General features: G+C 71.3%; 20 protein-coding genes and 1 tRNA gene. 12 read left to right on the top strand and 9 right to left on the bottom strand.

Features of this window, described 5'->3' with window-relative positions; genetic code table 11:
• Position 1: 1 nt before the first annotated feature.
• The 6 genes from AMK19_RS12875 to AMK19_RS12850 all read left to right on the top strand — a co-directional run bounded on the left by AMK19_RS12875 (position 2) and on the right by AMK19_RS12850 (position 4,782).
• Complete coding sequence (locus tag AMK19_RS12875; RefSeq protein ID WP_073811194.1) at positions 2–373, top strand: nuclear transport factor 2 family protein; 372 nt, start codon at positions 2–4, stop codon at positions 371–373.
• A gap of 7 nt (positions 374–380) precedes the next feature.
• Complete coding sequence (locus AMK19_RS12870; RefSeq protein ID WP_073811192.1) at positions 381–827, top strand: VOC family protein; 447 nt, start codon at positions 381–383, stop codon at positions 825–827.
• Positions 828–922: 95 nt separating this feature from the next.
• Positions 923–2,101: a low temperature requirement protein A gene (locus AMK19_RS12865; protein ID WP_073811190.1), complete on the top strand. Its 1,179-nt coding sequence runs from the start codon at positions 923–925 to the stop codon at positions 2,099–2,101.
• 156 nt (positions 2,102–2,257) lie between these two features.
• Positions 2,258–3,466: an MFS transporter gene (locus AMK19_RS12860; RefSeq protein WP_073811188.1), complete on the top strand. Its 1,209-nt coding sequence runs from the start codon at positions 2,258–2,260 to the stop codon at positions 3,464–3,466.
• Positions 3,467–3,507: 41 nt separating this feature from the next.
• Positions 3,508–3,882: a nuclear transport factor 2 family protein gene (locus tag AMK19_RS12855; protein ID WP_073811186.1), complete on the top strand. Its 375-nt coding sequence runs from the start codon at positions 3,508–3,510 to the stop codon at positions 3,880–3,882.
• Positions 3,883–3,954: 72 nt separating this feature from the next.
• Positions 3,955–4,782: an SDR family NAD(P)-dependent oxidoreductase gene (locus tag AMK19_RS12850; RefSeq protein ID WP_073811185.1), complete on the top strand. Its 828-nt coding sequence runs from the start codon at positions 3,955–3,957 to the stop codon at positions 4,780–4,782.
• 87 nt (positions 4,783–4,869) lie between these two features.
• Here the strand turns inward: AMK19_RS12850 and AMK19_RS12845 are convergent, their stop codons facing one another.
• The 5 genes from AMK19_RS12845 to AMK19_RS12825 all read right to left on the bottom strand — a co-directional run bounded on the left by AMK19_RS12845 (position 4,870) and on the right by AMK19_RS12825 (position 12,676).
• Positions 4,870–6,129, bottom strand: a complete 1,260-nt coding sequence (locus tag AMK19_RS12845) for an IS701 family transposase (protein WP_073811183.1) — start codon at positions 6,127–6,129, stop codon at positions 4,870–4,872.
• A gap of 134 nt (positions 6,130–6,263) precedes the next feature.
• On the bottom strand, positions 6,264–8,438 hold the full coding sequence (locus AMK19_RS12840; RefSeq protein ID WP_073811181.1) for an AGE family epimerase/isomerase: 2,175 nt from the start codon (positions 8,436–8,438) through the stop codon (positions 6,264–6,266).
• Positions 8,435–10,576: a glycogen debranching protein GlgX gene (gene glgX, locus AMK19_RS12835; RefSeq protein ID WP_073811179.1), complete on the bottom strand. Its 2,142-nt coding sequence runs from the start codon at positions 10,574–10,576 to the stop codon at positions 8,435–8,437. The genes AMK19_RS12840 and glgX overlap by 4 nt, the downstream gene beginning before the upstream one ends.
• Before the next feature lie 7 nt (positions 10,577–10,583).
• Positions 10,584–11,276, bottom strand: coding sequence for an SDR family oxidoreductase (locus AMK19_RS12830; protein WP_073811177.1), 693 nt, complete (start codon positions 11,274–11,276; stop codon positions 10,584–10,586).
• Between the two features lie 56 nt (positions 11,277–11,332).
• On the bottom strand, positions 11,333–12,676 hold the full coding sequence (locus tag AMK19_RS12825) for a sugar phosphate nucleotidyltransferase (RefSeq protein ID WP_073811175.1): 1,344 nt from the start codon (positions 12,674–12,676) through the stop codon (positions 11,333–11,335).
• A gap of 279 nt (positions 12,677–12,955) precedes the next feature.
• Here AMK19_RS12825 and AMK19_RS12820 point away from each other — a divergent pair, with 279 nt between their 5' ends.
• Together AMK19_RS12820 and AMK19_RS12815 are read left to right on the top strand one after the other, a co-directional pair.
• Complete coding sequence (locus AMK19_RS12820) at positions 12,956–13,399, top strand: hypothetical protein (protein WP_073811173.1); 444 nt, start codon at positions 12,956–12,958, stop codon at positions 13,397–13,399.
• A 194-nt stretch (positions 13,400–13,593) separates the two neighbouring features.
• The gene (locus AMK19_RS12815) at positions 13,594–15,210 is read left to right on the top strand and encodes an FAD-binding oxidoreductase (protein ID WP_083646796.1); all 1,617 of its coding nucleotides are present in this window, start codon (positions 13,594–13,596) and stop codon (positions 15,208–15,210) included.
• A gap of 167 nt (positions 15,211–15,377) precedes the next feature.
• Here the strand turns inward: AMK19_RS12815 and AMK19_RS12810 are convergent.
• Positions 15,378–15,462, bottom strand: a tRNA-Leu gene (locus AMK19_RS12810).
• Positions 15,463–15,801: 339 nt separating this feature from the next.
• Here AMK19_RS12810 and AMK19_RS12805 point away from each other — a divergent pair.
• Positions 15,802–16,575, top strand: coding sequence for an ABC transporter ATP-binding protein (locus tag AMK19_RS12805; RefSeq protein WP_073811171.1), 774 nt, complete (start codon positions 15,802–15,804; stop codon positions 16,573–16,575).
• Between the two features lie 47 nt (positions 16,576–16,622).
• Positions 16,623–19,187 (top strand): ABC transporter permease, encoded by a 2,565-nt coding sequence (locus AMK19_RS12800; protein ID WP_073811169.1) that lies wholly within the window; start codon positions 16,623–16,625, stop codon positions 19,185–19,187.
• A 67-nt stretch (positions 19,188–19,254) separates the two neighbouring features.
• Here AMK19_RS12800 and AMK19_RS12795 read toward each other — a convergent pair whose 3' ends face one another.
• Positions 19,255–19,782, bottom strand: coding sequence for a peptidylprolyl isomerase (locus AMK19_RS12795; protein ID WP_073811167.1), 528 nt, complete (start codon positions 19,780–19,782; stop codon positions 19,255–19,257).
• A 172-nt stretch (positions 19,783–19,954) separates the two neighbouring features.
• Between AMK19_RS12795 and AMK19_RS12790 the strand changes: the two genes are divergently transcribed.
• Positions 19,955–20,842, top strand: a complete 888-nt coding sequence (locus AMK19_RS12790; protein WP_073811165.1) for a Bax inhibitor-1/YccA family protein — start codon at positions 19,955–19,957, stop codon at positions 20,840–20,842.
• A gap of 92 nt (positions 20,843–20,934) precedes the next feature.
• Positions 20,935–21,273, top strand: coding sequence for a hypothetical protein (locus AMK19_RS12785; protein WP_073811163.1), 339 nt, complete (start codon positions 20,935–20,937; stop codon positions 21,271–21,273).
• Between the two features lie 131 nt (positions 21,274–21,404).
• Here the strand turns inward: AMK19_RS12785 and AMK19_RS12780 are convergent, their stop codons facing one another.
• Complete coding sequence (locus tag AMK19_RS12780) at positions 21,405–22,328, bottom strand: hypothetical protein (protein WP_073811162.1); 924 nt, start codon at positions 22,326–22,328, stop codon at positions 21,405–21,407.
• Between the two features lie 289 nt (positions 22,329–22,617).
• A complete protein-coding gene (locus tag AMK19_RS12775; protein WP_073811160.1) occupies positions 22,618–23,838 on the bottom strand; it encodes an acetyl-CoA C-acetyltransferase in 1,221 nt (406 codons plus the stop codon).
• Positions 23,839–23,886 lie beyond the last annotated feature (48 nt).

Below are 23,886 nucleotides of genomic sequence, written 5' to 3'. Positions count from 1 at the left end.
CATGGACACCAGGGGTGTCGTGGACCGCTACTACGAGCTCGCCAACGCGGGCGACTGGAACCCGTGGTGCGACCTGTTCGCCGTCGACACGGTGATGGACGAGCAGCTCGCCGGGCACGTCGAGGGCCGGGAGACGCTGCGCGACATGATGCGCGGATTCCCCGACATGTACGCCGAGTTCGCCAACAAGCCGGTCCACGTCGTGATCGACGGCGAACAGGCGGCCGTGGTCTCGCACATCGCCGGACGCACCCACGGCGGCGTCGAGATCGAGGCCGAGGTGTGCAACTACTTCCGCGTCGTCGGCGGCGAGATCGTCTACATGGCGAACTTCCACGACAGCGTGCCGTTCGCCCCCGCCTTCGGAAAGTGAGGCCGCGATGACCGCACCCGCCGCTCTGCGCTGGGCGCACGTCGGGCTCAACTGCCGCGACCAGGCGGCCACCGAGGAGTTCTACACCCGCTGGTTCGGCTTCCGCCGGGCCCGGGTGGTGGCCGGCGACGGCTGGCAGGTGGTCTTCCTGCGCCGCGGCGAGGCCTGGCTGGAGCTGTTCGCCAGCGACGCCGAGCCCGCCCCGGCGGCCAAGGACGACGGCCCGGCCAACCCCGGCACGGTCCGCCACCTGGCCTTCCAGGTGGACGACGTGGACGCCTTCCTGGCCGGTGCCGACGGCGAGTTGAGCATCTCGCTCGGCCCGCTCGGCTTCGACGAGTACATCACCGGCTGGCGCACGGTCTGGGTCACCGACCCGGACGGCGTGGTCATCGAGGTGAGCCAGGGCTACACCGACCAGACCCCCGAGGAGCTGGCCCGGTACGACGCCTGACCCCCACCGGCCGGTCCGTCCTCCCCTGCGGCGGGCGGACCGGCCACTGCCCGTACCGCCCGGACGTCCGCGTCCGGGCAGAGAGGGTGAGGAAGATGTTCCACCACCACCGCCACGAGCGCGCCGCCGACGGCACCCGCTCCCGGGCCACCTGGGCGGAGCTGTTCTACGACATCGTGCTCGCCTTCGGCGTCAGCCAGACCACCCACATCATCGGCCACTCGCCGAGCTGGGCGACGTTCGGCCAGGCCCTGCTGATGCTCACCCCGCTGTGGTGGGCCTGGGTGGACGTCGCGCTGGCCGTCACCATGGTCGAGGAGACCCACGTCGAGCGCCTGCTGCTGCTCGCCGCCGGCCTGGCCACCTACGGCATGGGCGTGGCCGCGCCGAGCGCGATGTCCGGGCACGCGGGGGCGGCGCTGTTCGCCGGCTCCTACCTGGTGCTGCGGCTGCTGATGGGCGAGGCCACCCGCCGCGAACGCCCCTTCGCCCGCACCATCCACCCCTACTCGGTCGGCGTGGTGTTCGCGCTGGCGCTGACCGTCGGAGCCTTCGTCAGCGGCCCGGCCCGGGCGGCGATCTGGGCCGCCGCCATCCTGGCCGAGGCGGTGCTGCCCGCAGTGATGAGCCGCCGGCTGCACGCCATGACCTACAGCGCGGCCCATCTGCCGGAGCGCTTCGGCATGTTCATCATCATCGCGCTCGGCGAGAACATCCTCGCGGTCGGCGCCCGCGCCTCGGCCGGGGCGCTCACCGCCGCGCTGGTCGCCGCGCTGGTGCTCAGCTTCGTGATCGGCGGCGCGATGTGGTGGCTGTACTTCCACCTCGCCGCTCCCGCCGTCGAGCACTCGATGCGCACCCACCGCACCCCGGCCACCGTGGTGCGCGACGTGCTCAGCTACGGCCACCTGGTGCTGGTGCTCGGCCTGCTGCTGGTCGCGGTCGGCACCGGCAACACGGTCGCCCACCCCACCGGCGTCTCGCACGACCCGAGCGCGGCCCTGCTCCCGATCGGCGCCGCGATATTCGCGCTGACGTTCGGCTACACCCGCTGGCGGATGTTCGGCGCCGCCTCGGCCACCCGGGTCGGCGCCGGGCTGTGCCTGCTCGGCCTGGCCGCCGGAGCCCCGCACATGCCCGCGATCGCCACGCTCGGCGCGACCGCCGTCCTGCTGGTCGCGGTCAGCGGCCTGGAGCACTGGCTGGTCGCCACCGGGCGCCGCGTACCGCTGCTGTTCCACCGTCCTGTCCCCACCGGTCACGAGTTGACGTAGTGCCGCTGACGACCTTTCACAGTGCCCTGCGGGGGAGCGGTCCAAGCACTGGACTTCGGCCACCTGGCTAGCGTTTTGGACGCGGGCACGCCCAGCCGATGCCGTCACCCGAATCTGCTCACCGTGCACCGGAATCCACCTGCGAAACGAGGTCCCGTGAATCCTCGAAACCCCACCCCTGCCCTGCTCGCGCTGGCACTCGGCTACTTCAGCCTGGGCACCATCTCGCTCGCCGTCGTCGGCCTCAACGCCCCGATCGGCAAGAGCCTGGAGGTCGCCCCGGCCAGCGTCGGCCTGCTGGTCACCGTGTTCGCCCTCACCTTCGCGGTGGGCGCGCCGACGGCGCCGGCGCTGCTGCGCCGGATGGACCGCAAGAAGGTCCTGCTGCTCGGCCTGGCACTGCTCACCGTCGGCGGCGGGCTCAGCGCCGTCGCCCCCGACTACACCACGATGACCCTCACCCGGGTGCTCGGGGCGATCGGCGCGGCGATCTTCGGACCGGCGTCCTCGGCGGCCGGCGCGGCCATCGTCGGACCGGAGCGGCGCCACCGTGCCCTGGCGACGGTGTTCGCCGGCATGACCGCCGCCTCCGTGCTCGGCGTCCCGCTCGCCTCCTTCCTGGGCTCCACGATGAGCTGGCGCCCGGCCCTGCTGGGCGTCAGCGCGCTCTCCCTGCTGTCCCTGGTGCTGGTGGCGGTGCTGGTACCGGACCTGCCGGCCGGCGAACCGCCGACCGCCCAGGCCTACCGGGCCGCGCTGCGCACCCCCGGCGCGCTGCCCACCGTCACCACCACCCTGCTGTTCATGGCCGCCCAGTTCACCGTGTACGGCGTGGCCGGCGCCTACCTGGCGGCCCGCTTCGACGCCAGCGCCGGAGTGGTCTCCGGCACCCTGATGGCCTTCGGCGTCGTCGGCGTGCTCGGCAACGCGCTGGCGCCGCGGATCAGCGAGAAGCTCGGCGGCACCCGCACCATCACGGTGTCGCTGGCCGGCCTGGGCGTGGCCCTGGCCCTGCTGGTCGTCACCCCGAAACTGACGGTCGCCGGCCTGGTGCTGTTCGCCGTCTGGGCCTTCTTCAGCCAGATGTACCAGGCCCCGCAACAGGCCCGGCTGATCGCCGTCCTGCCCGCCCACCCGGCGCTGATCCTGGCGCTGAACGCCTCCGCGCTGTACCTGGGCATGAGCCTGGGCAGCCTGCTCGGCTCCACCTTCCTGCCCTCCGTCGGCGCGACCCTGATGCCCGGGCTCGCCCTGCTGCTGCTCGTCGCGGCAGCCGGCGCGCACGTGCTGTCCGGTCGCGGCACCAAGGCTCCGGCGGCCCCGGCCCCGGCCGAGGCACCGGTCCCCGCACCATCCAACTCATGACCACCAGACACCACCGAAACCCACGAACGGGAGAGTCCTCGATGTCCGAGCACAACAAGCAGCTGGTGACCCAGTACCTCGACACCGTCTGGAACGAGGGCAAGGCCGACGAGGCCGACCGCTTCCTCGCCGAGAACCTCATCCAGCACAACCCCAACCTGCCCGACGGCCGCAAGCCGGTGGTCGACTTCGTCGCCGGCTTCAAGACCCAGGTCCCGGAAGGCCGGTTCACGATCCAGCGGATCGTCTCCGACCACGACCTGGTCTTCGTGCACAGCCACTTCACCGCGCAGGACGGCGACCGCGGCATGGCCGTGGTGGACGTCTTCCGCATCGAGCACGGCCTGATCGCGGAGCACTGGGACGTCAAGGAGAACGTCCCGGAGACCACCGCCAGTGGCCACCCGATCGTCTGATCGGCCATCTGCTGCCCGGAAGCACCGACGGCGCTTCCGGGCAGCGCCCTTCTCCAGACCCCGGAGGCTGCTGTGACCCCGATCGAAGAACAGACCGTCCTCATCACCGGCGCCACCGACGGCCTCGGCCGCGCCATGGCCCGCGAACTCGCCGCCCAGGGCGCCACCCTGGTACTGCACGGCCGCAGCCAGGAACGCGGCGACGCCCTCCTCGCCGAGCTGCGCGCCGAGACCGGCAACGACCGGATCAGCTACCTGCTGGCGGACTTCGCCCGGCTCTCCGACGTCCACAAGCTGGCCGAGCGGGTGTCCGGCCTGGAGCGGCTCGACGCGCTGGTCAACAACGCCGGCATCGGCGTCGAGCTCGACCGCCAGGAGAGCTGGGACGGCCACGAGATGACCTTCCAGGTCGACTACCTGGCCGCGTACGTGCTGGCGGTGCGCCTCGCCCCGCTGCTGGCCCTCTCCGCGCCCGCCCGGATCGTCAACGTCACCTCGGCCGGCCAGGCGCCCATCAACTTCGACGACGTGATGCTGCGCCGCCGCTGGGACGGCGTCCAGGCGTACTGCCAGGCCAAACTGGCCCAGATCATGCTGACCTTCGACCTGGCCGAGGCGCTCGCCGGCACCGGGGTGACGGTCAACGCGCTGCACCCGGCGTCGTACATGCCCACCAAGATGGTGGTCAACCTCTTCACCCCGCAGAGCACCGTCGCCGAGGGCGTGCGGCACACCCTGCGGCTGGTCACCGACCCGGCGCTGGACGGGGTGACCGGACGGTACTTCAACCGCTCCGACGAGGCCCGGGCCAGCAGCCAGGCCTACGAGAGCAGCGCGCGGGCGCGACTGCGCCTGCTGAGCGAAGAGCTGACCGGGGTGCCGTTCGGCGCGGCGCGCTGAGCCGGGCCCGGACACGCCACCGGACGCGGCACTCGGGGGCGGCCCGTCGGGCCGCCCCCGAAGCACCGGCGGCACCGCCGCCGCCGGTCAGCCGGTGGCCGAGGTCTCGCGGGCGGACTCCAGGTCGGCCAGTCGGTCCAGCAGGTCGTAGCCGTGGGCGGCGGCGACCAGCGTGACGTGGTGGTGCCAGCCGCGGTAGGAGCGGCCCTCGAAGTCGCCGAGCCCGTAGTCGCGGTGCAGCCGCTCGACGGTGTCGGCGGAGCGGCCGCGCAGCTCGGCCAGGGCGACCAGTTCGGGCAGCCGGTGCACCGGGAGGTTGGTCACCCAGTAGGTGCGCGGCTGGGAACGCCCGAACGGCCACTCGACCACCAGGTGGCGGGGCGCGGCGGGCACCAGTTCGGCGAAGCGGCCGCGGCGGGCGCTGCGCCCGTCGGTGAGCGGGACCACCAGGAACTGCGAGTGCCGCACCCGCGCGGTCGGCTCCTCCCGCCAGGCCAGCACCGCGCGGTCGCCCTGCGGGACCAGCTCGTCGGCGAGCTCGGCGGCCCGCCGCCGGACGGTGGCGGCCGGCCGGCGCACCGGCTGGGCGCCGTGGGCGCCGTGGGTGACCGGCAGGGCCCGCTGGGCGCCGGTGGCGCAGGCGGGCAGCGCGGTGCCGGCGCCGACCTGGACCAGGTAGCCGAGCCCGCGGTCCTCCAGGCCGAGCAGCAGCGGCTCGACCTCCTTCTCGTTGCTCCAGTCGGCGAGCACGGGGGCGCTGGGCACGTCCCAGCCCAGTATCTCGTCGACCGAGTCGAGCAGGTGCTGCCAGCGCGGCAGGTGCCGGGCCTCCTCGGGGAGGTGGGCCTGGGTGCGCAGTTCCAGGTCGGTGTCCCAGTGCCGGGGCAGTGCCAGCTGCCAGGTGACCGGCTGGGCGCCGTGCGGGTGGATCAGCGAAGTGGCCATCGCCAGTTGGCAGTTCATGGTGCGGCCCTCGGCGGGGACGAACTGGCGGGCGACGCCGGCCGAGCGGGTGCCGTTCTTGGCGAACACCACGTCGTCGACGGCCCAGGCGTGCGGGGCGGCGGCCGAGGCGACCAGCTCGGCGAGCCGGCGGCGGACCTCGCCGACCCCCCAGGTGGACTGGTTGACGAACTGTTGGATGGGCTGCACCATGCGTTGGCCGAGCACCTGCTCGGAGATGTTGGCGGGAGTCTTGCGGCCGTCCGCCTGGCGCAGGCCGCGGAGGTAGACCTCGCCCCAGCGCCGTTGGTCGGAGCGGGCGAAGCAGCTGAAGAGCTCGTGGCAGTATGCGGAGATTCCGTCCTGCCGCAGGCCGGCGTGCGGTGTACGGAAGTTCGAAATCATGGACACATCGATCCTTGGGTGAGGTTCTGGCGCGATGGCGGTCGGGCCGGGCTCCGCCCCCGCCAGGTGGGGCCGGCGGGGGCGGGGCGGGCCCGGCTCCCGCCGGGTGGGGGCGGCGGGAGCGGGGCGACGGGTCAGTCCGTGACGCAGGTCCGGTCGTCGTCGACCAGGAAGGCGTCCGTGGCCAGCAGGGCCTGGGTGACCTCGGGGAGGCTGCAGCCGACGATCACGAAGTCGACCTCAAGGCCCATCTTGGCGCGCTGGAACAGCAGTTCGTTGATGGCCGGGCGGCCGATCTCGGTCACCTTGCAGAGGTGGAACTCCACCCGGCGGGGCTCCACCGACAGCGCCTCGGTCAGGCAGCGGCGGAACTTCTCCAGCTCCTCGCGGTCGATCACGCCCTCGCAGTGGATGTGCGCGGTCTTCCCGTCGAAGTCGCTGGAGACCCGCAGCCGCATGTCGGCCGGCTCGACGTCCACCCGGACCTTCAGCGGACGGTTGCTCAGCGGCAGCCGGACGGTCAGCTGCTTGGGGTCGAAGTCCTCGTACGGCTCGTCGTCGATCCACACCCGGTCGATCTGGACCGAGCCGGCCGGCAGCAGGTCCGGCGACACCCGCAGCAGGCGGTCCGGGAAGGCCCCGGGCTGCGGCCGGAAGTGCAGGGTGAGCGGCGCCGAGGTGATCAGCAGGCCGGTGTAGGCGGCGGCCAGGTAGCACAGCTCCAGCGCGTGGTAGCCGGCCATCGAGTGGCTGCCCTTGAGCCGTTCGGTGCCGAGCAGGTACGGGATGCCGTTGGCCAGCACGTTGAAGTACACGCCGCCGTCGTCGTAGTCGAGGAAGTTGGCGTTGTAGAAGGCCGCCGACTCGCGGGCCAGGCGGCGGTGCTCCGGGTCGCCGGAGACGCCGGCCAGGATCAGGTAGGCGAGGATCGCCTGCTCCTGCTGCCACCAGGCCTTGCGGTCGTGCCAGACCAGGTGGTGGGCGCCGGTGTCCGGGTCGGCCACCCGTTCCACCACGTCGTACCAGCCGCCGCGCTGCTGGTCGCTGCCGACCGGCGGCATCAACTCGGCTATCCGCTCGGCCAGTTCGGAGTAGCGCTCCTTGTCGTGCAGGGCGCGGATCCGGGTCAGGTTCCAGGCGATCTTGAGGTTGTGGCCGACCACCGCGCGGTTCTGCTGCCAGCCCCAGGTGCGGTCGGCGCTCCAGTCGGCGTGGAAGCGCTCCTGGACGAACGGGCTGGCCGGCTCGTCGGGGAAGCGCTCGGCGATGGTGTCCGCGGTCTCCTCCAGCAGCTTGGAGAAGTCCTCCCGGCCGGTGGCGAGATAGGCGTTGATCAGGTACGCCGGGGCGTGGTCGCCGATCGAGTTCCAGTTCTTGCGGGACCGGTTGCGGCCGAGCGAGTCGGCCCGCGGGTCCATGGTGATCGGGTCGAGGTGGGAGAAGAAGCCGCCCTGGTCCTCGTCCCGGAAGAAGCGCTCGAACAGGGCGACCGTGCGGTCGATGTCGTCGAGGATCCGCGGGTCGCCGGTGATCCGGTAGGTCTGGGTCGGCCCGGCCAGCGCGTAGATCTGCTCGTACATCGGGATGGCGTCGAAGTCGTCGCCGAACTCCGAGGCGTAGACCTTGCGTTGGCCGGCCTCGGTGATGTCGATGCCGTGGTACCAGTAGACGACGCCCTCCGAGTCGTCGGCGACCCGCATGTGCTCGCGCAGGTACTCGGTGCCGGACTCGGCGGCGCTTAAGAACCGCTCCTCACCGGTGAGCAGGAAGGCGGTGGCCAGGCCGTAGACCAGCCGGGAGATGGTGTCGGTCTCCTGCCGCACGTCCTCGCCGGTGAAGTCCGGGACGTGCGTGCCGCTCAGGGTGAGCCGGGTGCGGAAGTTGCGCCAGTCGTACCGGCCGTCCTTGTCGGGGCCGTCCGGGAAGTGGCCGCGCAGGTAGAAGTCGGCGATCTCGGCCGCCTGCTGCACCCACCAATTGGGGTGCTCGAAGACGTAGTTGCCGCGGCTGGTCTCCGGGAAGGTGATCTGCCGGGCCTCGATCCGCTCGCCGCCGTCCCAGCGGTAGAACAGGCCGTAGACGAAGACGTACCGGCCCTCGGCCAGCATGTCGCGGGTGGCCTCGCCGGTGTCGCGCGGGCCGTCGCCGAGGTTGCGGACGATTTCGGAGCTCAGGAAGCCGTTCAGGTGGATGGTGAACTCGCGCCCGTCCGAGGTCCGCAGGCCGAACCGGTCGTGCGCGGGGTCGTAGTTGGTGACATAGCCGGCGATGCTGTCGGAGTACATCCGCCGGGTGTCGGGTGCGTTCATCGGTGCGTTCCTCCCTCATCGGGCAGCGCCGCCAGGACGACGACACTGCGGCCCTGGGCATGGAAGGCGTGGCCGGGGACGGGCGCCTCGGCGCCGGGGGCGAGGACGTCCTCGCCGGCGCCCTGCGCGGTGTCCACCAGGCGGGCCCACCGGTGGCCGTCGATCGACGGCAGCTCGAAGTCCAGGCCCAGGTGGAACATGTTGAGGATGACGTGCAGGTCCGGGTCGCCGTCGAAGCCGGCCAGGGTGAGCGCCAGCACCCTGGCCTGCGGGTCGTCCCAGCCCGGCTGCTCCAGCCGGGTGCCGTGCCAGGTGACGTCGGGCAGGCCGCGGGGGTTGGTGCGGCCGGAGAAGAACCGGGCCTCGCGCACCGCGCGGAAGCGCCGGCGCAGCGCGGTCATGTTCCGGAAGAAGTCCCGGACCTCGGTCTCCTTCTCGGCCTGGTTCCAGTCCAGCCAGGCGGTCTCGTTGTGCTGGCAGTACGCGTTGTTGTTGCCGCCCTGGCTGTTGCGGAACTCGTCGCCGGCCAGCAGCATCGGCACGCCCCGGCTGAGCAGCAGCACCGCGAGGTGGTTCTTGATCTGACGCACCCGCAGCCGCTCGACGTCCGCCGAGTCGCTGGGGCCCTCCACGCCGCAGTTCCAGCTGAAGTTCTCGTGGGCGCCGTCCGCGTCGGCCTCGCCGTTGGCCCAGTTGTGCTTCTCGTTGTAGCTGACCAGGTCGTTGAGCGTGAAGCCGTCGTGGCAGGTGATGAAGTTGACGCTGTTGGTGGGCAGTTCGCCGTTCCGGCCGAACAGGTCGGGCGAGCCGCCGAGCCGGGTGGCGACGGTGCCGACCAGGCCGGCGTCGCCGCGCACGAAGCGCCGGATGTCGTCCCGGTACGGGCCGTTCCACTGGGCCCAGCGCTTCCCCGGGAAACGGCCGACCTGGTAGAGGCCGCCGCCGTCCCACGGCTCGGCGATGATCTTTGACTCGGAGAGGATCCCGGACAGCTCGATCCCCCACAGCACCGGCGGCACGTCCATCTCGTAGCCGCCGGCCCCGCGCGAGAGCTCCGAGGCCAGGTCGAAGCGGAAGCCGTCGACGTGGTGCTCGGTCACCCAGTACTCCAGGCACTCGATGACGAACTTGGCCACCGCCGGGTGGTTGGCGTTGATCGCGTTCCCGCAGCCGGTGAAGTCCATGTAGTGCCGGCGGTCCTGCGGCCACAGGTGGTAGTACACCTCGTTGGCCTGGCCGCGGAAGCTGATCACCGGGCCGTTCTCGTTGCCCTCCGAGGTGTGGTTGAAGACCACGTCGAGGATCACCTCGATGCCGGCCCGGTGCAGCGCCTTCACCATGTCGCGGAACTCGGTGATGTGGGTGCACTCGCACGGGTCCGAGCAGTAGCCGGTGTGCGGGGCGAAGAACCCGAACGGGTCGTAGCCCCAGTAGTTGTACAGCGGCGCGCCGTTCGGCCCCATCCGCAGCACCTGCCGCTCGTCGAAGTCGAAGATCGGCAGCAGCTCGACCGCGGTGACGCCGAGCTCCTTCAGGTACGGGATCTTCTCCACCACCCCGTTGAAGGTGCCGGGGTGGACCACGTGCGAGGACGGCGAGGCGGTCAGCCCGCCCACGTGCATCTCGTAGATCACGGTGTCCGCCAGCGGGGTGCGCAGCGGCTCGTCGCCCTCCCAGTTGTAGCCGTCCAGGTCGACCACCATGCTGCGCATCGAGTACGCGCAGTTGTCCTCGGTGCCGATCGCCCGGGTGCGGTCCCACAGCGAGTTGACGTTGGCGCGGGCGTACGGGTCGATCAGCACCTTGCGGGGGTTGAAGAAGGTGCCGGAGTCCTTGGTGCGGCGCGGGCCGTCGACCCGGTACGCGTACACCTGGCCCTTGGTCAGGCCGGAGAGGTGGCAGTGCCAGAAGTGGTAGCTGCGGTGCCGCTCCGGGTCGAGCGGGATCACCCGGGTCGGCGCCAGGTCCTCGTGGTGGGCGAAGAGCAGCAGGTCGACCCGGGTGGCGTGCTCGGAGTAGAGGGAGAAGTTGACGCCGTCGCCGTCGCCGTCGAGCGTGGCGCCGAGCGGCTGGGCGTGACCGGGTCCGATCTCGGCCGCCTCGATCTCGGCCCTGCGAGCCTCGTGGTGTTCGCTCATGTCGTCGTCAGCCCACCGGGGTCCGGTCGCCCTGGAGCCCGGCGAACGCCTCGCTCCACGCCGGGAAGATGCTGCCGGGCTCGTTGAAGATCTCGAAGGTGACGCCGTCCGCGGCCGGCTGGAGCAGCGCCTGGACGCAGGCCTCGGCCAGGTCCGGCCGGGAGACCTGGCCGAAGCCCTGGTCGCCCTGCTCCAGCCGGACCCGCTCGCCCGCCTCCCGGGTGTCGGTGAGCCAGCCCGGCCGGATCACGGTGTACGGCAGGCCGGAGTCGCGGACCGCGTTCTCGCCGGCCAGCCGCCACTCCAGCACCCGGCCGTAGGCGTTCAGCGGGTGGGCCAGGTGGGTCGCGTGGATCTGGCTGACCAGCACCACCCGGGGGCGGTGGCCCCCCTCGGCGACGGCCGCCAGGGCGTTGCGCACACCCTGGTAGACGGTGGTCTCCGGCCGGTCCGGGCCGCTGTCGGCGGTGCCCGGGGCGACGCAGTAGACCAGGGCCGAGGTGCCGGCCAACGGTTCGATCAGGGTCTCCGGCCGGCGGACGTCGCCCTCGAAGTAGAGCGCGCCGGGCGGCAGGCTGCGCCGGGCGTGCTGCACGCTGCGGCCGATCGCGCGGACCGGTTCGCCACGGTCCAGCAGACGCTGGGCGATCAGGCGGCCCAGCCGTCCCGAGCCGCCGATCACCGCCACGGGGTTGTCCATCGCTTGCTCCTCGTCTCTCGGGCTTGCTCGGGGTCTGTCGGGCTGCTCGGGTGTGCTCAGATCCAGCGCAGGATGTCGTCGGAGTTGGTCAGCCGGGTGCCCGAGGGCAGGTTGGCCAGGGCCGGCACCCGCAGCCGCGGGTAGATGCTCACCCCGGTGAGCCGGGTGCCCTGCCAGACGTGCACGCCGTCGCCGACCGCGCAGTAGCCGTCCATCCGGACCGGGTTGTCCCGGGTGGAGTGGATGTCGGCCATCGGACCGATGTAGGAGTCGCTGATCCGGGCGTACGGGCCGACCATCGAGGAGTCGCCGAGCGAGGTTCCGCTCAGCCGGGCGCCCTCGCGCAGCTCCGCGCCGTCGCCGATGTCGGCGTGCTCCAGCCGGACGCCGGAGCCGATGGCGACGTGCCGGCCGATCCGTACGCCCTGGCCGATCACCACGTCGCCGCTGGCGATCTTGTCGGCGAGGGTGGTGCCGGAGACGTCGTCCTTGGTGTGCAGGCTGCTCTCGTGGATCCAGTACCGCGGGCGGTCGCTGCGCGGCGCGGGCATCAGCTGGTTCATCTGGTGGAAGTCGCCGGCCAGCACCTGGCGCAGCGTCACCAGGTAGTCCTCGACGTTGCCGAGGTCGCCGAGCCGGGCGATGTGGTGCGCGGCCACCGCGCGGCCGTGCTCGACCAGCCAGGGCAGCAGGTCGCCGCCCCAGTCCAGGCGCTGCTGGGCCTGCCGCATCAGCTGCGGCTCCCGGGCGGCCAGCCGCAGCCGGCGGCAGTCCACCAGGTACATGCCCGCGTTGGTGGGCACCAGGGCGCAGTTGTCGCTGGTCGCCTCCGGGAAGATCTCGTGCACCCGGGCCAGGCTGGGCTTCTCGACGAAGCCGGAGACCAGGCCGTCGGCGTCGGTGCGCATCGCGCCGTACTTGCCGGCCACTTCGAGCGGGCTGCGGGCCACCGCGGCCACGGTGACCACGGCGTTGGTCGCCTCGTGGGTGGCCTCCAGCTCGGCGAGCGAGAAGTCGAAGACCGAGTCGACCGGGAGCACCAGCGCCCGCTCGGCGAGGTCCCACTGCTCCAGGTTGTGCAGGGTGGCGGCGCCGGACCCGACGTTGTACCGGTCGAAGCTGGAGCGCGAATAGCGCACTTCGACCCCGTACTGCTCGCCGTGGCCCAGCAGCAGTTTGATCTGGCTGCGGTTCTCCAGGCCCTGCGCCACCACGTAGAAGCGGCGGATGCCCTGCTCGCGGCAGGCGTCGATGACCCACTCGATCAGCCGTCGGCCCGCGAACGGGATCAGCGCCTTGCTCCGGATGTAGTCCGCGGACTCGAGGGTGATGGGCTTCGCGCGTTCTCCTCGTCCGCCGGCCAGGATGATCCCGACCGTCCCGCCGTCTCGCTCGGCCATCTCGCTTCCCCTGACTAGGCGACCTTGGTGCGGCAGATACAACACCAGATGTCAAATCGTGTCAAGGGAGGCTGTAAAGTTCATGGGCATGCCCATGTCATGTGCCCCGTGACGAGCGGGGACCGAATCAATATCGGCCGGAATGCTATTCCGCCGGGAATAGGGAATCTGCTGCCGCCGAAGTCGAGACTTCACGACGGCAAATGCGTGCGGCATGATTACCCGGTCGGTAGCGCCCCGCGCGCGAACAGAGCGAGAGCAGCACGGGAACGGAGGAGCGTGATCATCCGGCGTGGCCGCCGCGCGGCATTCTTCGACGTGAGACACAACCTGCTGTCGGCCGGCTCGGCACTCACCGTGCTGGAGGCCGCGGCCCACCATCGCTCGGCCGGCGACCTGCTGGTCTGCGTCGCCGGCGGTCCGTCGCCCGGCGTCCCCGCCGCCCGCCCGGCCGTCGGCCGTCCGACTGTCTCGGGCGCCGGTCTGGCGGCGGATCTGGTGCTGTACACGGACGCGCCGGACGAGGCGGGCTCCGAGGTGGTGGTGGAGGCGATGGCCCGGCTCGGCCTGGACCCGGCCCAGTGCTTCGCGTACGGCGACCACCGCGAGGGCCTCACCATCCTGCGGGTGGTCGGCAATCCGCGGGTGGTCGGCCGCGATCCGCTGATGACGGAACTGGCCCGCGACTGCGGCTGGCCCATCCTGCACACCGCCCGGTACTGACCGGAACTCGCCCCTCCGAAAAGCCCGGGTATCCGATAGTCGCCCACCGCACCTGACGCAGTACCGTATCCGGCCCGCGGTGGGCGACGGCCTGCCGACAGGGCTGCGTATCGTGCCCGGTATTCGTTCCGATCGCGCGCATTCCGGCCATTCGGCGGGGCGGCCGCGACAATGGGAAAGGGCTGGTGTTGACCTTGGCTGAAACGACTCGTCGCGGGTTCCTCGGGGTGGCCGCCGCACTCGGTGGCACTGTCGCGCTCCCCGCGATTGACAGTTTTGCCGCCGACTCTGTCAACAGCACTGTCGATTCGGCCACGGTGTGGACGCCGCCCGCCCGCACCGTCCCGCCCACCGACCCGCGCTACCTCGATCTCACCTCGCGCGGCTACAACGGACGCTTCGTCGGACAGCCCGACTCGGTGCGCGTGGTGTACACCACCGCGCAGGTGATCGCGGTGGTGAACGAGGCGGTGCAGGGCGGGCGGCGGATCGCCGTCCGCAGCGGCGGCCACTGCCTGGACGGACTGGTCGACGACCCCGCGGTGCGGACGCTGATCGACATGTCAGAGATGAACGCGGTCTCCTACGACTCCGCCCGCCGCGCCTTCATGGTCGAGGCCGGCGCGACCCTGGGCCACGTCTACCGCACTCTCTACCTCGACTTCGGCGTCACCGTCCCCGGCGGCACCTGCCCGACCGTCGGCGTCGGCGGCCACGTCACCGGCGGCGGCTACGGCGCGCTCTGCCGCGCCTACGGCTCGATCGTCGACCACCTGTACGCGCTGGAGGTGGTCGTGGTGGACGCCTCCGGCACCGCCCGCGCGGTGGTCGCCACCAGCGACCCGGGCGACGGCAACCGCGAGCTGTGGTGGGCGCACACCGGTGGCGGCGGCGGCAACTTCGGTGTGGTCACCCGCTACTGGTTCCGCACCCCCGGCGCCACCGGCACCGACCCGGCCGGACTGCTGCCCAAGCCCCCGGCCACCCTGCTGAAGGCCACCGCGGTGTGGAAGTGGAGCGACCTGAACGCGGCCGACTTCGCCGCCGTCGTCCGCAACCACGGCGCCTGGCACGCCGCCAACAGCGCCGACGGCTCGCCCTACGCCGGCCTGCACAGCGTGCTGATCCTCGGCAACGCCGCGGTCGGCACCCTGACCCTCAGCGCCCAGATCGACGGCACCGTCGCCAACCCGGCCGGCCTGATGACCGGCTACCTCGACGCGGTCGCGGCCGGCGTCCAGGCGCCCGCCGCCCGCACCCAGTCCACCTCGCCGTGGCTGAAGGCCACCCTCAAGGACCCGTACGACACCGGCGCGTTCAACCGCACCAAGTCCAAGGGCGCCTACCTGCGCAAGGGTTGGGACGCCGGCCAGATATCGACCCTGTACCAGTACCTCTCCGACCCCGGCTACGACGGGCACAGCTCGATCCTGCTCTACTCCTACGGCGGCAAGGCCAACGCCGTCGCCCCCGACGCCACCGCGATGCCGCAGCGCGACTCGATCCTCAAGGCCAACTTCACCACCTACTGGGCCGACCCCTCCCAGGACGCCCGCCACGTGGCCTGGATGCGCGCGCTCTACCGGGACGTGTACGCCGCCACCGGCGGCGTGCCGGTCAGCAACACGGCCAACGACGGCTCCTACATCAACTACCCGGACGTCGACCTCGCCGACCCGCAGTGGAACACCTCCGGCGTGTCCTGGCAGACGCTCTACTACAAGGGCAACTACCCCCGTCTGCAGCAGGTGAAGGCCGCCTGGGACCCGACCAACGTGTTCCACCACGCACTGTCGATCACGGCCACCTGACCCGGACCGACCGACGGCCCGGCCGGGCGACCCCGGCCGGGCCGCAGGCCTGCCCGCACGCGGCACGGTTCCGGAGCCGGTGGGCCCGGCCGGGAGCTCCCGCCGCAGGCTGCCGCGCGGTGGCCCGTAGTCGGGCCATCACCGCAGGTCACGGCATATATGCAGACTGGTGCCCAGAGCCGGACTCGAACCGGCACGGCCTTCCGGCCAAGCAGTTTTAAGCTGCCCGTGTCTGCGTTCCACCATCTGGGCCTGGGAGCGCAATGAGCTCGACCACTGAGCCTAGTCGGCCGGGCGAGGGTTTCGCATATTTCCTGGGACGGAAGTTGTCATGCTTCCATGCGATCTGACGAAGCGTCTGTCATTTCGGCCACCCTTCGGCGCTTCTCGGCCACCGCGGGCTCTCGGGGTGCGAGTCATACCGAAGGAGGAGACCCCGGCGGCGTCCGTACGCCTGCGGGCGGGGCGGCAACCGTTCGGCGGATCGACGAACTCCATGATCACGAAGGAGAGGATGGAGTAGCGGTCGACGTACGTGCGGACCGCCCTCCAGTGACGATCCCAGCACCTCCCGGACAAGGAGTCCCCTTCGTGAGCACCTCGACCGCGTACGCAGCCCACACCGGTCTGGCGGCGGCCCGCGCCACCGGTCTCAACAAGGTCTACGGCGAAGGCGACACCCGCGTCGTCGCGCTCGACAACGTCTCGGTCTCCTTCGGCCAGGGCGAGTTCACCGCGATCATGGGCCCCTCGGGCTCCGGCAAGTCCACCCTGATGCACTGCATGGCGGGCCTGGACACCGTCAGCTCCGGCTCGGCGACCATCGGCGACACCGAACTGGTCGGCCTGAAGGACAAGCAGCTGACCAAGCTCCGCCGCGACAAGATCGGCTTCATCTTCCAGGCGTTCAACCTGCTGCCGACGCTCACCGCGCTGGAGAACATCACGCTGCCGATGGACATCGCCGGCCGCAAGGTCGACAAGCCCTGGCTGGACCGCGTGGTGGAGACCGTCGGCCTCTCCGGTCGGCTCTCGCACCGCCCGGCGCAGCTGTCCGGCGGCCAGCAGCAGCGCGTCGCCTGCGCCCGGGCGCTGGCCTCCAAGCCGGAGATCATCTTCGCCGACGAGCCCACCGGCAACCTGGACTCCCGCTCCGGCGCCGAGATCCTCTCCTTCCTGCGCAACTCGGTGCGCGAACTCGGCCAGACCGTGGTGATGGTGACCCACGACCCGGTCGCCGCCTCCTACGCGGACCGCGTGGTGTTCCTCGCCGACGGCCGGATCGTCGACGAGCTGGCCAACCCCACCGCCGACTCCGTCCTCGACCGGATGCGTCGTTTCGACGCCAAGGGCCGCACCAGCTGATGGCCCGCAACAGCGCCGACCCGACCACACCACCCCAGGACTGACCCATGTATCGCACCGCACTGCGCAACGTGCTGGCCCACAAGGGCCGACTGCTGATGACGGCACTCGCCGTCATGCTGGGCACCGCCTTCGTCGCCGGCACCCTGGTGTTCTCGGACACCATGGGCCAGGCCATGAGCAACAGCTTCTCCAAGAGCTACTCCGACGTCTCGGTGCAGGTCTCCGACCACCGCGTCGGCAACCTCAACCACAACGACGGCGCGCAGACGCCGGACCAGAAGAAGCGCGAGACGCTGAACGACGCCACCCTCAAGGACCTGACCGCCCTGCCGGGCGTCGAGCGGGCCCGCGGCGTGGTCTACGCGTTCACCGGCGTCGCCGACAAGAAGGGCAACCTGGTCGGCGAGGCGTGGAGCGCCCGCGGCGCCAACTTCGTGCCCGACGGCTCCGGCCAGGACCCGCGCTACCCGATCGCACAGGGCCGCGGCCCGAAGACGGCCGGCGAGGTCGCGCTCAACCAGCAGGCCGCCGACAAGACCGGCTACCACGTCGGCGACAAGATCCGGGTGGCCGGCAACGGCGCCGCCGAGGACGTCACCCTGGTCGGCGTCTTCACCACCGACGACCCGCAGGTCACCTCCGGCGGCACGCTGGTCCTGATGGACACCGCCACCGCCCAGCAGCGCATGCTGGAGCCCGGCCGTTACAGCTCGATCGTGCTGACCGCCAAGCCCGGCACCTCGGAGAGCGCCCTGCTGGACGCCGTCCGGGCCAAGCTGCCCGCCGACTCGGTCTCGCTGGAGACCGGTCAGCAGCTCAAGGACGACCAGGCCAAAATGGTCGCCGACTCGGTCAAGGGCACCAAGACCATGCTGCTGGTGTTCGCCGGCATCTCGCTGTTCGTCGGCATCTTCATCATCGTCAACACCTTCACCATGCTGATCGCCCAGCGCCTGAAGGAACTGGCGCTGCTGCGCGCGGTCGGCGCCGGCCGGGCCCAGGTCACCAAGTCGGTGCTGGTCGAGGCGCTGCTGATCGGCGTGCTCTCCTCCGCGGCCGGCCTGCTCGCCGGTGTCGGCATCGGCGCGGGCATGCAGTCCCTGATCCACTCCATGAACGAGGGCATGCCCACCGGCTCGCTGGTGATCGCCCCGGTCACCGTGGTCACCACCGTGATCGTCGGCATCGTGGTCACCGTGCTGTCGGCGCTGTTCCCCGCGATCCGGGCCTCCCGGATTCCCCCGGTGGCGGCGATGAGCGCGGGCGACCTGCCCAGCACCCAGCGCGGCCTGGTGATCCGCAACGCGATCGGCGCGGTGATCGCCGGCGGCGGCATCGCACTGATCCTGGCCGGCGCGTTCGGCAAGGGCGCCGGCGCCCGCGCCATGCTGGAGATCGGCGCCCCGTTCACCCTGATCGGCGTGTTCGTCCTGCTGCCGCTGCTGTCCCGCCCGGTGGTCGCCCTGGTCGGCCCGCTGCTCGGCAAGGTGTTCGGCACCCCCGGCAAGCTGGCCCGGCTGAACGCCGTCCGCAACCCGCGCCGCACCGCCAGCACCGCGGCCGCGCTGACCATCGGTCTGACCCTGGTCACCGCGCTGACCGTGATCGGCAGCTCCGTCACCACCACCGTCACCAAGATGGTCAGCGGCTCGATGAACGCCGACTACGTGGTCTCGATGGCCAACGGCCACGAGCTCTCCCGTGACCTGCCCGGCCTGATCGCCAAGGCGAACGGCGTGACCGCCGTCAGCCCGGTCGCGAACGTGATGTGGACGGTCGACGGCGAGGACCGGGCCGTCACGGGCCTGGACGCCGCCGCCTTCGACCAGCTGGTGAAGATCGACCTGAACTCCGGCTCCACCGGCGCGCTGAAGCAGGGCCAGATCCTGGTCAACGACGAGTACGCCGCGAAGCACAACGTGGCCCAGGGCTCCACCGTCAAGATCGAGGTGGCCGAGGGGAAGACGGCGGACGTCACCGTCGGCGGCGTCTTCCAGCGCAACGACAGCCTGTCGCCGATCATCGCCGCCAACGCGCTGATCGACCAGTACGAGCCCGACGCCTACGTCAACGAGATCATGGTCAAGGGCGCCAACGGCCCGTCCGCCGAGCTCAAGCAGTCCATCAAGGACGCGACCGGCCGCAACCCGGTGATCGAGGTGCTGACCGAGAAGGACATGGTCGACCAGTTCAGCCGCATCATCACCACCGCGCTGAACATCATGTACGGCCTGCTGGGCATGGCGGTGATCGTCGCCGTCCTCGGTGTCATCAACACGCTGGCGATGTCGGTGTTCGAGCGCAAGCGCGAGATCGGCATGCTGCGGGCGATCGGCCTGGACCGGCGCGGCATCAAGCGGATGGTCCGCCTGGAGTCCGTGGTGATCTCGGTCTTCGGCGCCCTGGTCGGTGTCGGGCTCGGCGTCTTCCTGGCCTGGGCCGCGACCCGGGTGCTCTCCTCCGACCTGAAGGGCCTGACCACCGTGATCCCCTACGGCAGTGTGCTGCTGTTCCTCGCCCTGGCCGCCCTGGTCGGCATCGTCGCCGCCCTCTGGCCGGCCCGCCGGGCCTCCCGGATGGACATCCTGAGCAGCATCAAGACCGACTGACGCCCGGTCGACGACAGCGCCGCCCGTCCCCTTCCAACCGGGGTCGGGCGGCGCTGTCGTGGCGCGGTCAGCGGGTCTCGATCACGACCTTCTCGATCACCACGTCCTGCACCGGGCGGTCGTTGCGCGGGTTGGTGTCGGTGGTGGCGATCGCGTCCACCACCTTCTGGCTCGCCTCGTCGGCGACCTCGCCGAAGATGGTGTGCTTGCCGGTCAGCCAGGTGGTCGCGCCGACCGTGACGAAGAACTGCGAACCGTTGGTGCCCGGGCCCGCGTTGGCCATCGCCAGCAGGTACGGCTTGGTGAACGCCAGGTCCGGGTGGAACTCGTCGGCGAACTTGTAGCCCGGGCCGCCGGTGCCATTGCCCAGCGGGTCGCCGCCCTGGATCATGAAGCCTTCGATGACCCGGTGGAAGACCGTTCCGTCGTACAGCGGCGCGTTGCTGGGCTGCCCGGTGTTCGGGTCGATCCACTGGCGCTCGCCGGTCGCCAGCTCCACGAAGTTCTTGACCGTCTTCGGGGCGTGGTTCGGCAGCAGCCGGACCACGATGTCGCCCTTGTTGGTCTTCAGGGTGGCGTACAGCTCCTCGGCCATCCGGAGGGCCGCCTTTCTGATCGGGTGTCAGTTGCGTCTCCCACCCTGCCGTCTCGGGGGCCCCGCGCGCAGGCGACACGGGATCCTCCTCACGGCTGACGCGGAATACTTTGCCAAACCATTACTGTTGTGGTCTGAGTGGGTGGTGCTGTACCGCCCCGGAGGGAATGTGATGAGAAGCAGAAACCCGGTCTTCTCGCGGGAGGGGTCCTTCACCCGCGACAACCAGTACGCGGGGTTCGGCACGCAGCCGGCCGGGCAGCAGGCCCAGGCGTACGGCACCCCGTACGCCAACAACCCGTACGGCAACAACGCCTACGGCCAGCCCGCCGGCGGCGGGCCGCTGACCGACGAGCAGCTCGTCGAGATGTACGCCGCCCCTGCCGCGGGCCCGGCCCAGACCGGCCGGATGACGCTGGACGACGTGGTCGCCCGCACCGCGATGACGCTGCTCACGCTGGTCGCCGCCGGCGCGGTGGCCTGGTTCGTGGTGCCGGTCGAGAACTACGCGCTGGCCGGCGTCGCCGCGATCGCCGCGATGGTCATCGGCCTCGTGATCAGCTTCAAGCGGAGCGTCAACCCGGCGCTGATCCTGACGTACGCGGGCCTGGAAGGCTTCTTCCTCGGCGCGATCAGCAAGGCCCTCAACACCCTGCTGCCGGGCATCGCCATCCAGGCCGTGCTGGGCACCACCGCGGTCTTCGCGGCCACGCTGATCGCCTACAAGAGCGGCAGGATCCGGGTCACCCCGCGGTACACCCGGATCGGCATCTCGATCGCGATCGGCTTCGTGATCCTGATGTTCGTCAACGTCATCGCCACCATGTTCGGCGCGGACTTCGGCCTGCGCTCCGGCCCGCTCGGCATCGTGGTCGGCCTGGTCGGCATCGCCCTCGGCGCGTTCTTCCTCACCCTGGACTTCAACGAGGTCGAGGAGGGCATCCGGCACGGCGCCCCCGAGCGCGAGTCCTGGCGGGCGGCCTTCGGCCTGACGCTGTCGCTGGTGTGGATCTACCTGGAGATGCTGCGCCTGATCGCCATCCTGCGCGGCGACGACTAGCAGTTGCGGCGGTACGAGCGGCGGGCCCCGGAGGAGCTTCCTCCGGGGCCCGCCGCGTTCCGTTCCGCCCCGGCTTGGCTACCCTCGGGGCCATGTCCGAGGAGCATCCCGTCACCCCCGCCCAGTTGACCGCCGCCGTGGACCGGCTGGCCGACCGCTTCCGGGCGCTGCCGCAGAGCCGCCTGCTGGCCGCCGTCCCCGGCCACCCCTCGCGGGCCGCCGCGGTGCTCGCGCTGGCCGGCCGGCTCGCCGACGCCGGCCGCGCGCTGGAGGGCCTGCCGCCGCTGCCCGTCCCCGACTGCGGGGCGTTCGCGGTCGGCGACCAACTCGCCGTCACCGGCCACGACCTGGCCGCCGCGGCCGCCGACCACCCCGAGGTGCTGGCCGACGCGCTCGCCGACCTCGCGGAGACCGACCGGACCACCGCCTGACGCGCCGCCTGACACACCGCCGGGGAACGCCCTGCGGGACCGGCCGGGAGGATGCTCGCGAGAACGCCGAAGGGGCGCCGATCCGCGCGGGCAACCCCTTGTCGCGCGGTCGACGCCCCTTCGGGCGTGGCTCAGATCGAGGCGACCACCCGGTCGGCCAGCACGTAGACGGTGTCGCCGTCGGTGGAGAAGGTCAGCGAGTACGACCCGGAGAACCGGGAGCCGCCCAGCAGCCGGACGTCCTCGCCGGCCCGGACGGCGTCGATCAGCCGGTACGCCGCCTCCCGGTCGCCGGGGGCCACGCACAGCGTGGTGCCGTCCGCGAACGCGTACACGTCCAGCGTGCCGAGCGGGCCCGGGCGGACGTCGGTGAGGGCGATCCGCTCCTCGGCGAGCGCGGCGAGCCGGTCGTCGGTCCACTCGCGGGACGGGGTCGGGCTGGGCACGAAGTCGGGGTGCGAGGGGTGGCGGCGCGGGTCGGGCGCGGCGGCGGGCTCGGCCTCGGCGTCCAGCAGCCCGGCCTCCAGGCCGGTGGCGAGCAGGTCGGCCTCCCGGCGGGCCTTCACGTCCCCGTTGTCGCCGGGCGCCGGGAAGCCGCCGCCCTGGCTCGGGTGCCGGATTCCGCCGTCGGTCGAACTGCCGTCCGCGGGGCCGTCCTTGACCAGGTCCTCCAGAGCGTTCCGCAGCGCCTCGCCGAACTCCGGGTCCATCACCCCGTGGTTGTCGGCGGCCTCCTGCGGGCCGGTCGGACGCGGGAAGAAGATCGGCCATTCCTCGCCGGTGGTGGTGAACGGGGTGTCGAACAACGGCGCGTCCTCGGCGGCGCGCGCCTCCTGCTCGGCCCAGAACGCCCGGGCCTCGGTGATCTCCCGTTCCCGGTCGGTGGCGAGCGCCTCGGCGACGGCACGGCGTATCAGCGCCTCGTCGAGCTGCGGGGCGGGCTGCGCGGTGCGCTGCACGGCGTCCAACTTCCGCCCCAGGGCGCGGAGGTGGAGCAGGACGGCGGCGGTCAGGGCGATCAGGGCCAGCAGCAGGGAGGTGTGGACGACGCTCACGGAACGTACTCCCAACGAGGAGCGGAACGGGGTTACGGCTCCACACTGCCGTATTGGCGGCCGTTACTGCAGAGGCTGATGTCCGATTTGCTGGTGACTTTCCTACTTGTCCTTAAATTGTTGGGTAATACCGTTCCACGCAGCGGAGTTGATCCATTCCGGTGCGTCGCCATTTCGGTCCCGGACGGCAGAAAAACGGGCCGGATCGCACCTCGGGTGTGATCCGGCCCTCAATTACGGACGGTGACTCCGGACGGGTGAGACGTCCGTCACGGCGTCACCGCCGCGATCAGCTCAGGCGCTCGATGACCATCGCCATGCCCTGGCCGCCGCCCACGCACATGGTCTCCAGGCCGAACTGCTTGTCGTGCCACTGCAGCGAGTTGATCAGCGTGGTGGTGATCCGGGCGCCGGTCATGCCGAAGGGGTGGCCCACCGCGATCGCGCCGCCGTTGACGTTCAGCCGGTCCAGGTCGATGCCGAGGTCCCGGTAGGAGGGGATGACCTGCGCCGCGAACGCCTCGTTGATCTCCACCAGGTCGATGTCGCCGATCGACAGGCCGGCCCGCTTCAGCGCCTGCTTGGACGCCTCCACCGGGCCGTAGCCCATGATCTCCGGCGACAGCGCCGAGACGCCGGTGGAGACCACCCGGGCCAGCGGGGTGATGCCGAGCTCGCGGGCCTTGGTGTCCGACATGATCACCAGCGCGGCGGCGCCGTCGTTCAGCGGGCAGCAGTTACCGGCGGTCACGGTGCCGTCGGGGCGGAACACCGGCTTCAGGCCGGACACGCCCTCCACCGTGACGCCCGCGCGCGGGCCGTCGTCCGCGCTCACCACGGTGCCGTCCGGCAGCGTCACCGGGGTGATCTCGCGCTGCCAGAAGCCCGCCTTGATCGCGGCCTCGGCGAGGTTCTGCGAGCGGACGCCGAACTCGTCCTGCTCGGCCCGGCTGATGCCCTTCAGCGCGGCCAGGTTCTCCGCGGTCTGGCCCATCGCGATGTACGCGTCCGGCAGCAGGCCGTCCTCGCGCGGGTCGTGCCACTCGCCGCCGCCGACCTCGGCGCGGTGCGCGGTGCGGGCCTGGGCGTCGGCGAACAGCGGGTTCATGGTGCCCGGCATGCCGTCCGAGGTGCCGTGGATCGACCGCGAGACGGTCTCCACGCCGGCCGAGATGAAGACGTCGCCCTCGCCGGCCTTGATCGCGTGCAGTGCCATCCGGGTGGTCTGCAGCGAGGACGAGCAGTAGCGGGTGATGGTGGCGCCCGGCAGGTAGTCCATGCCCATCTGGACGGCCACGATCCGGGCCAGGTTGTGGCCCTGCTCGCCGCCCGGCAGGCCGCAGCCCAGCATCAGGTCCTCGATCTGGCGCGGGTCCAGCTGCGGAACCCCGGCCAGTGCGGCGCCGATGATCTGCGCGGTCAGGTCGTCCGGGCGGATGTCCTTCAGCGAGCCCTTGAAGGCCCGGCCGATCGGCGAACGGGCGGCGCTGACGATGACGGCTTCGGGCATGGCGGGCTCCTCGCTGAGTGACCTCGGGACGCGATCCGGTGGATCTCC

It is taken from the genome of Kitasatospora sp. CB01950, from assembly GCF_001905465.1.
In the GTDB taxonomy this organism is placed as follows: Bacteria; Actinomycetota; Actinomycetes; order Streptomycetales; family Streptomycetaceae; genus Kitasatospora.
The sequence above is the reverse complement of the archived record's forward strand: the minus strand, read 5'-3'. Positions and strand labels throughout refer to the sequence as shown.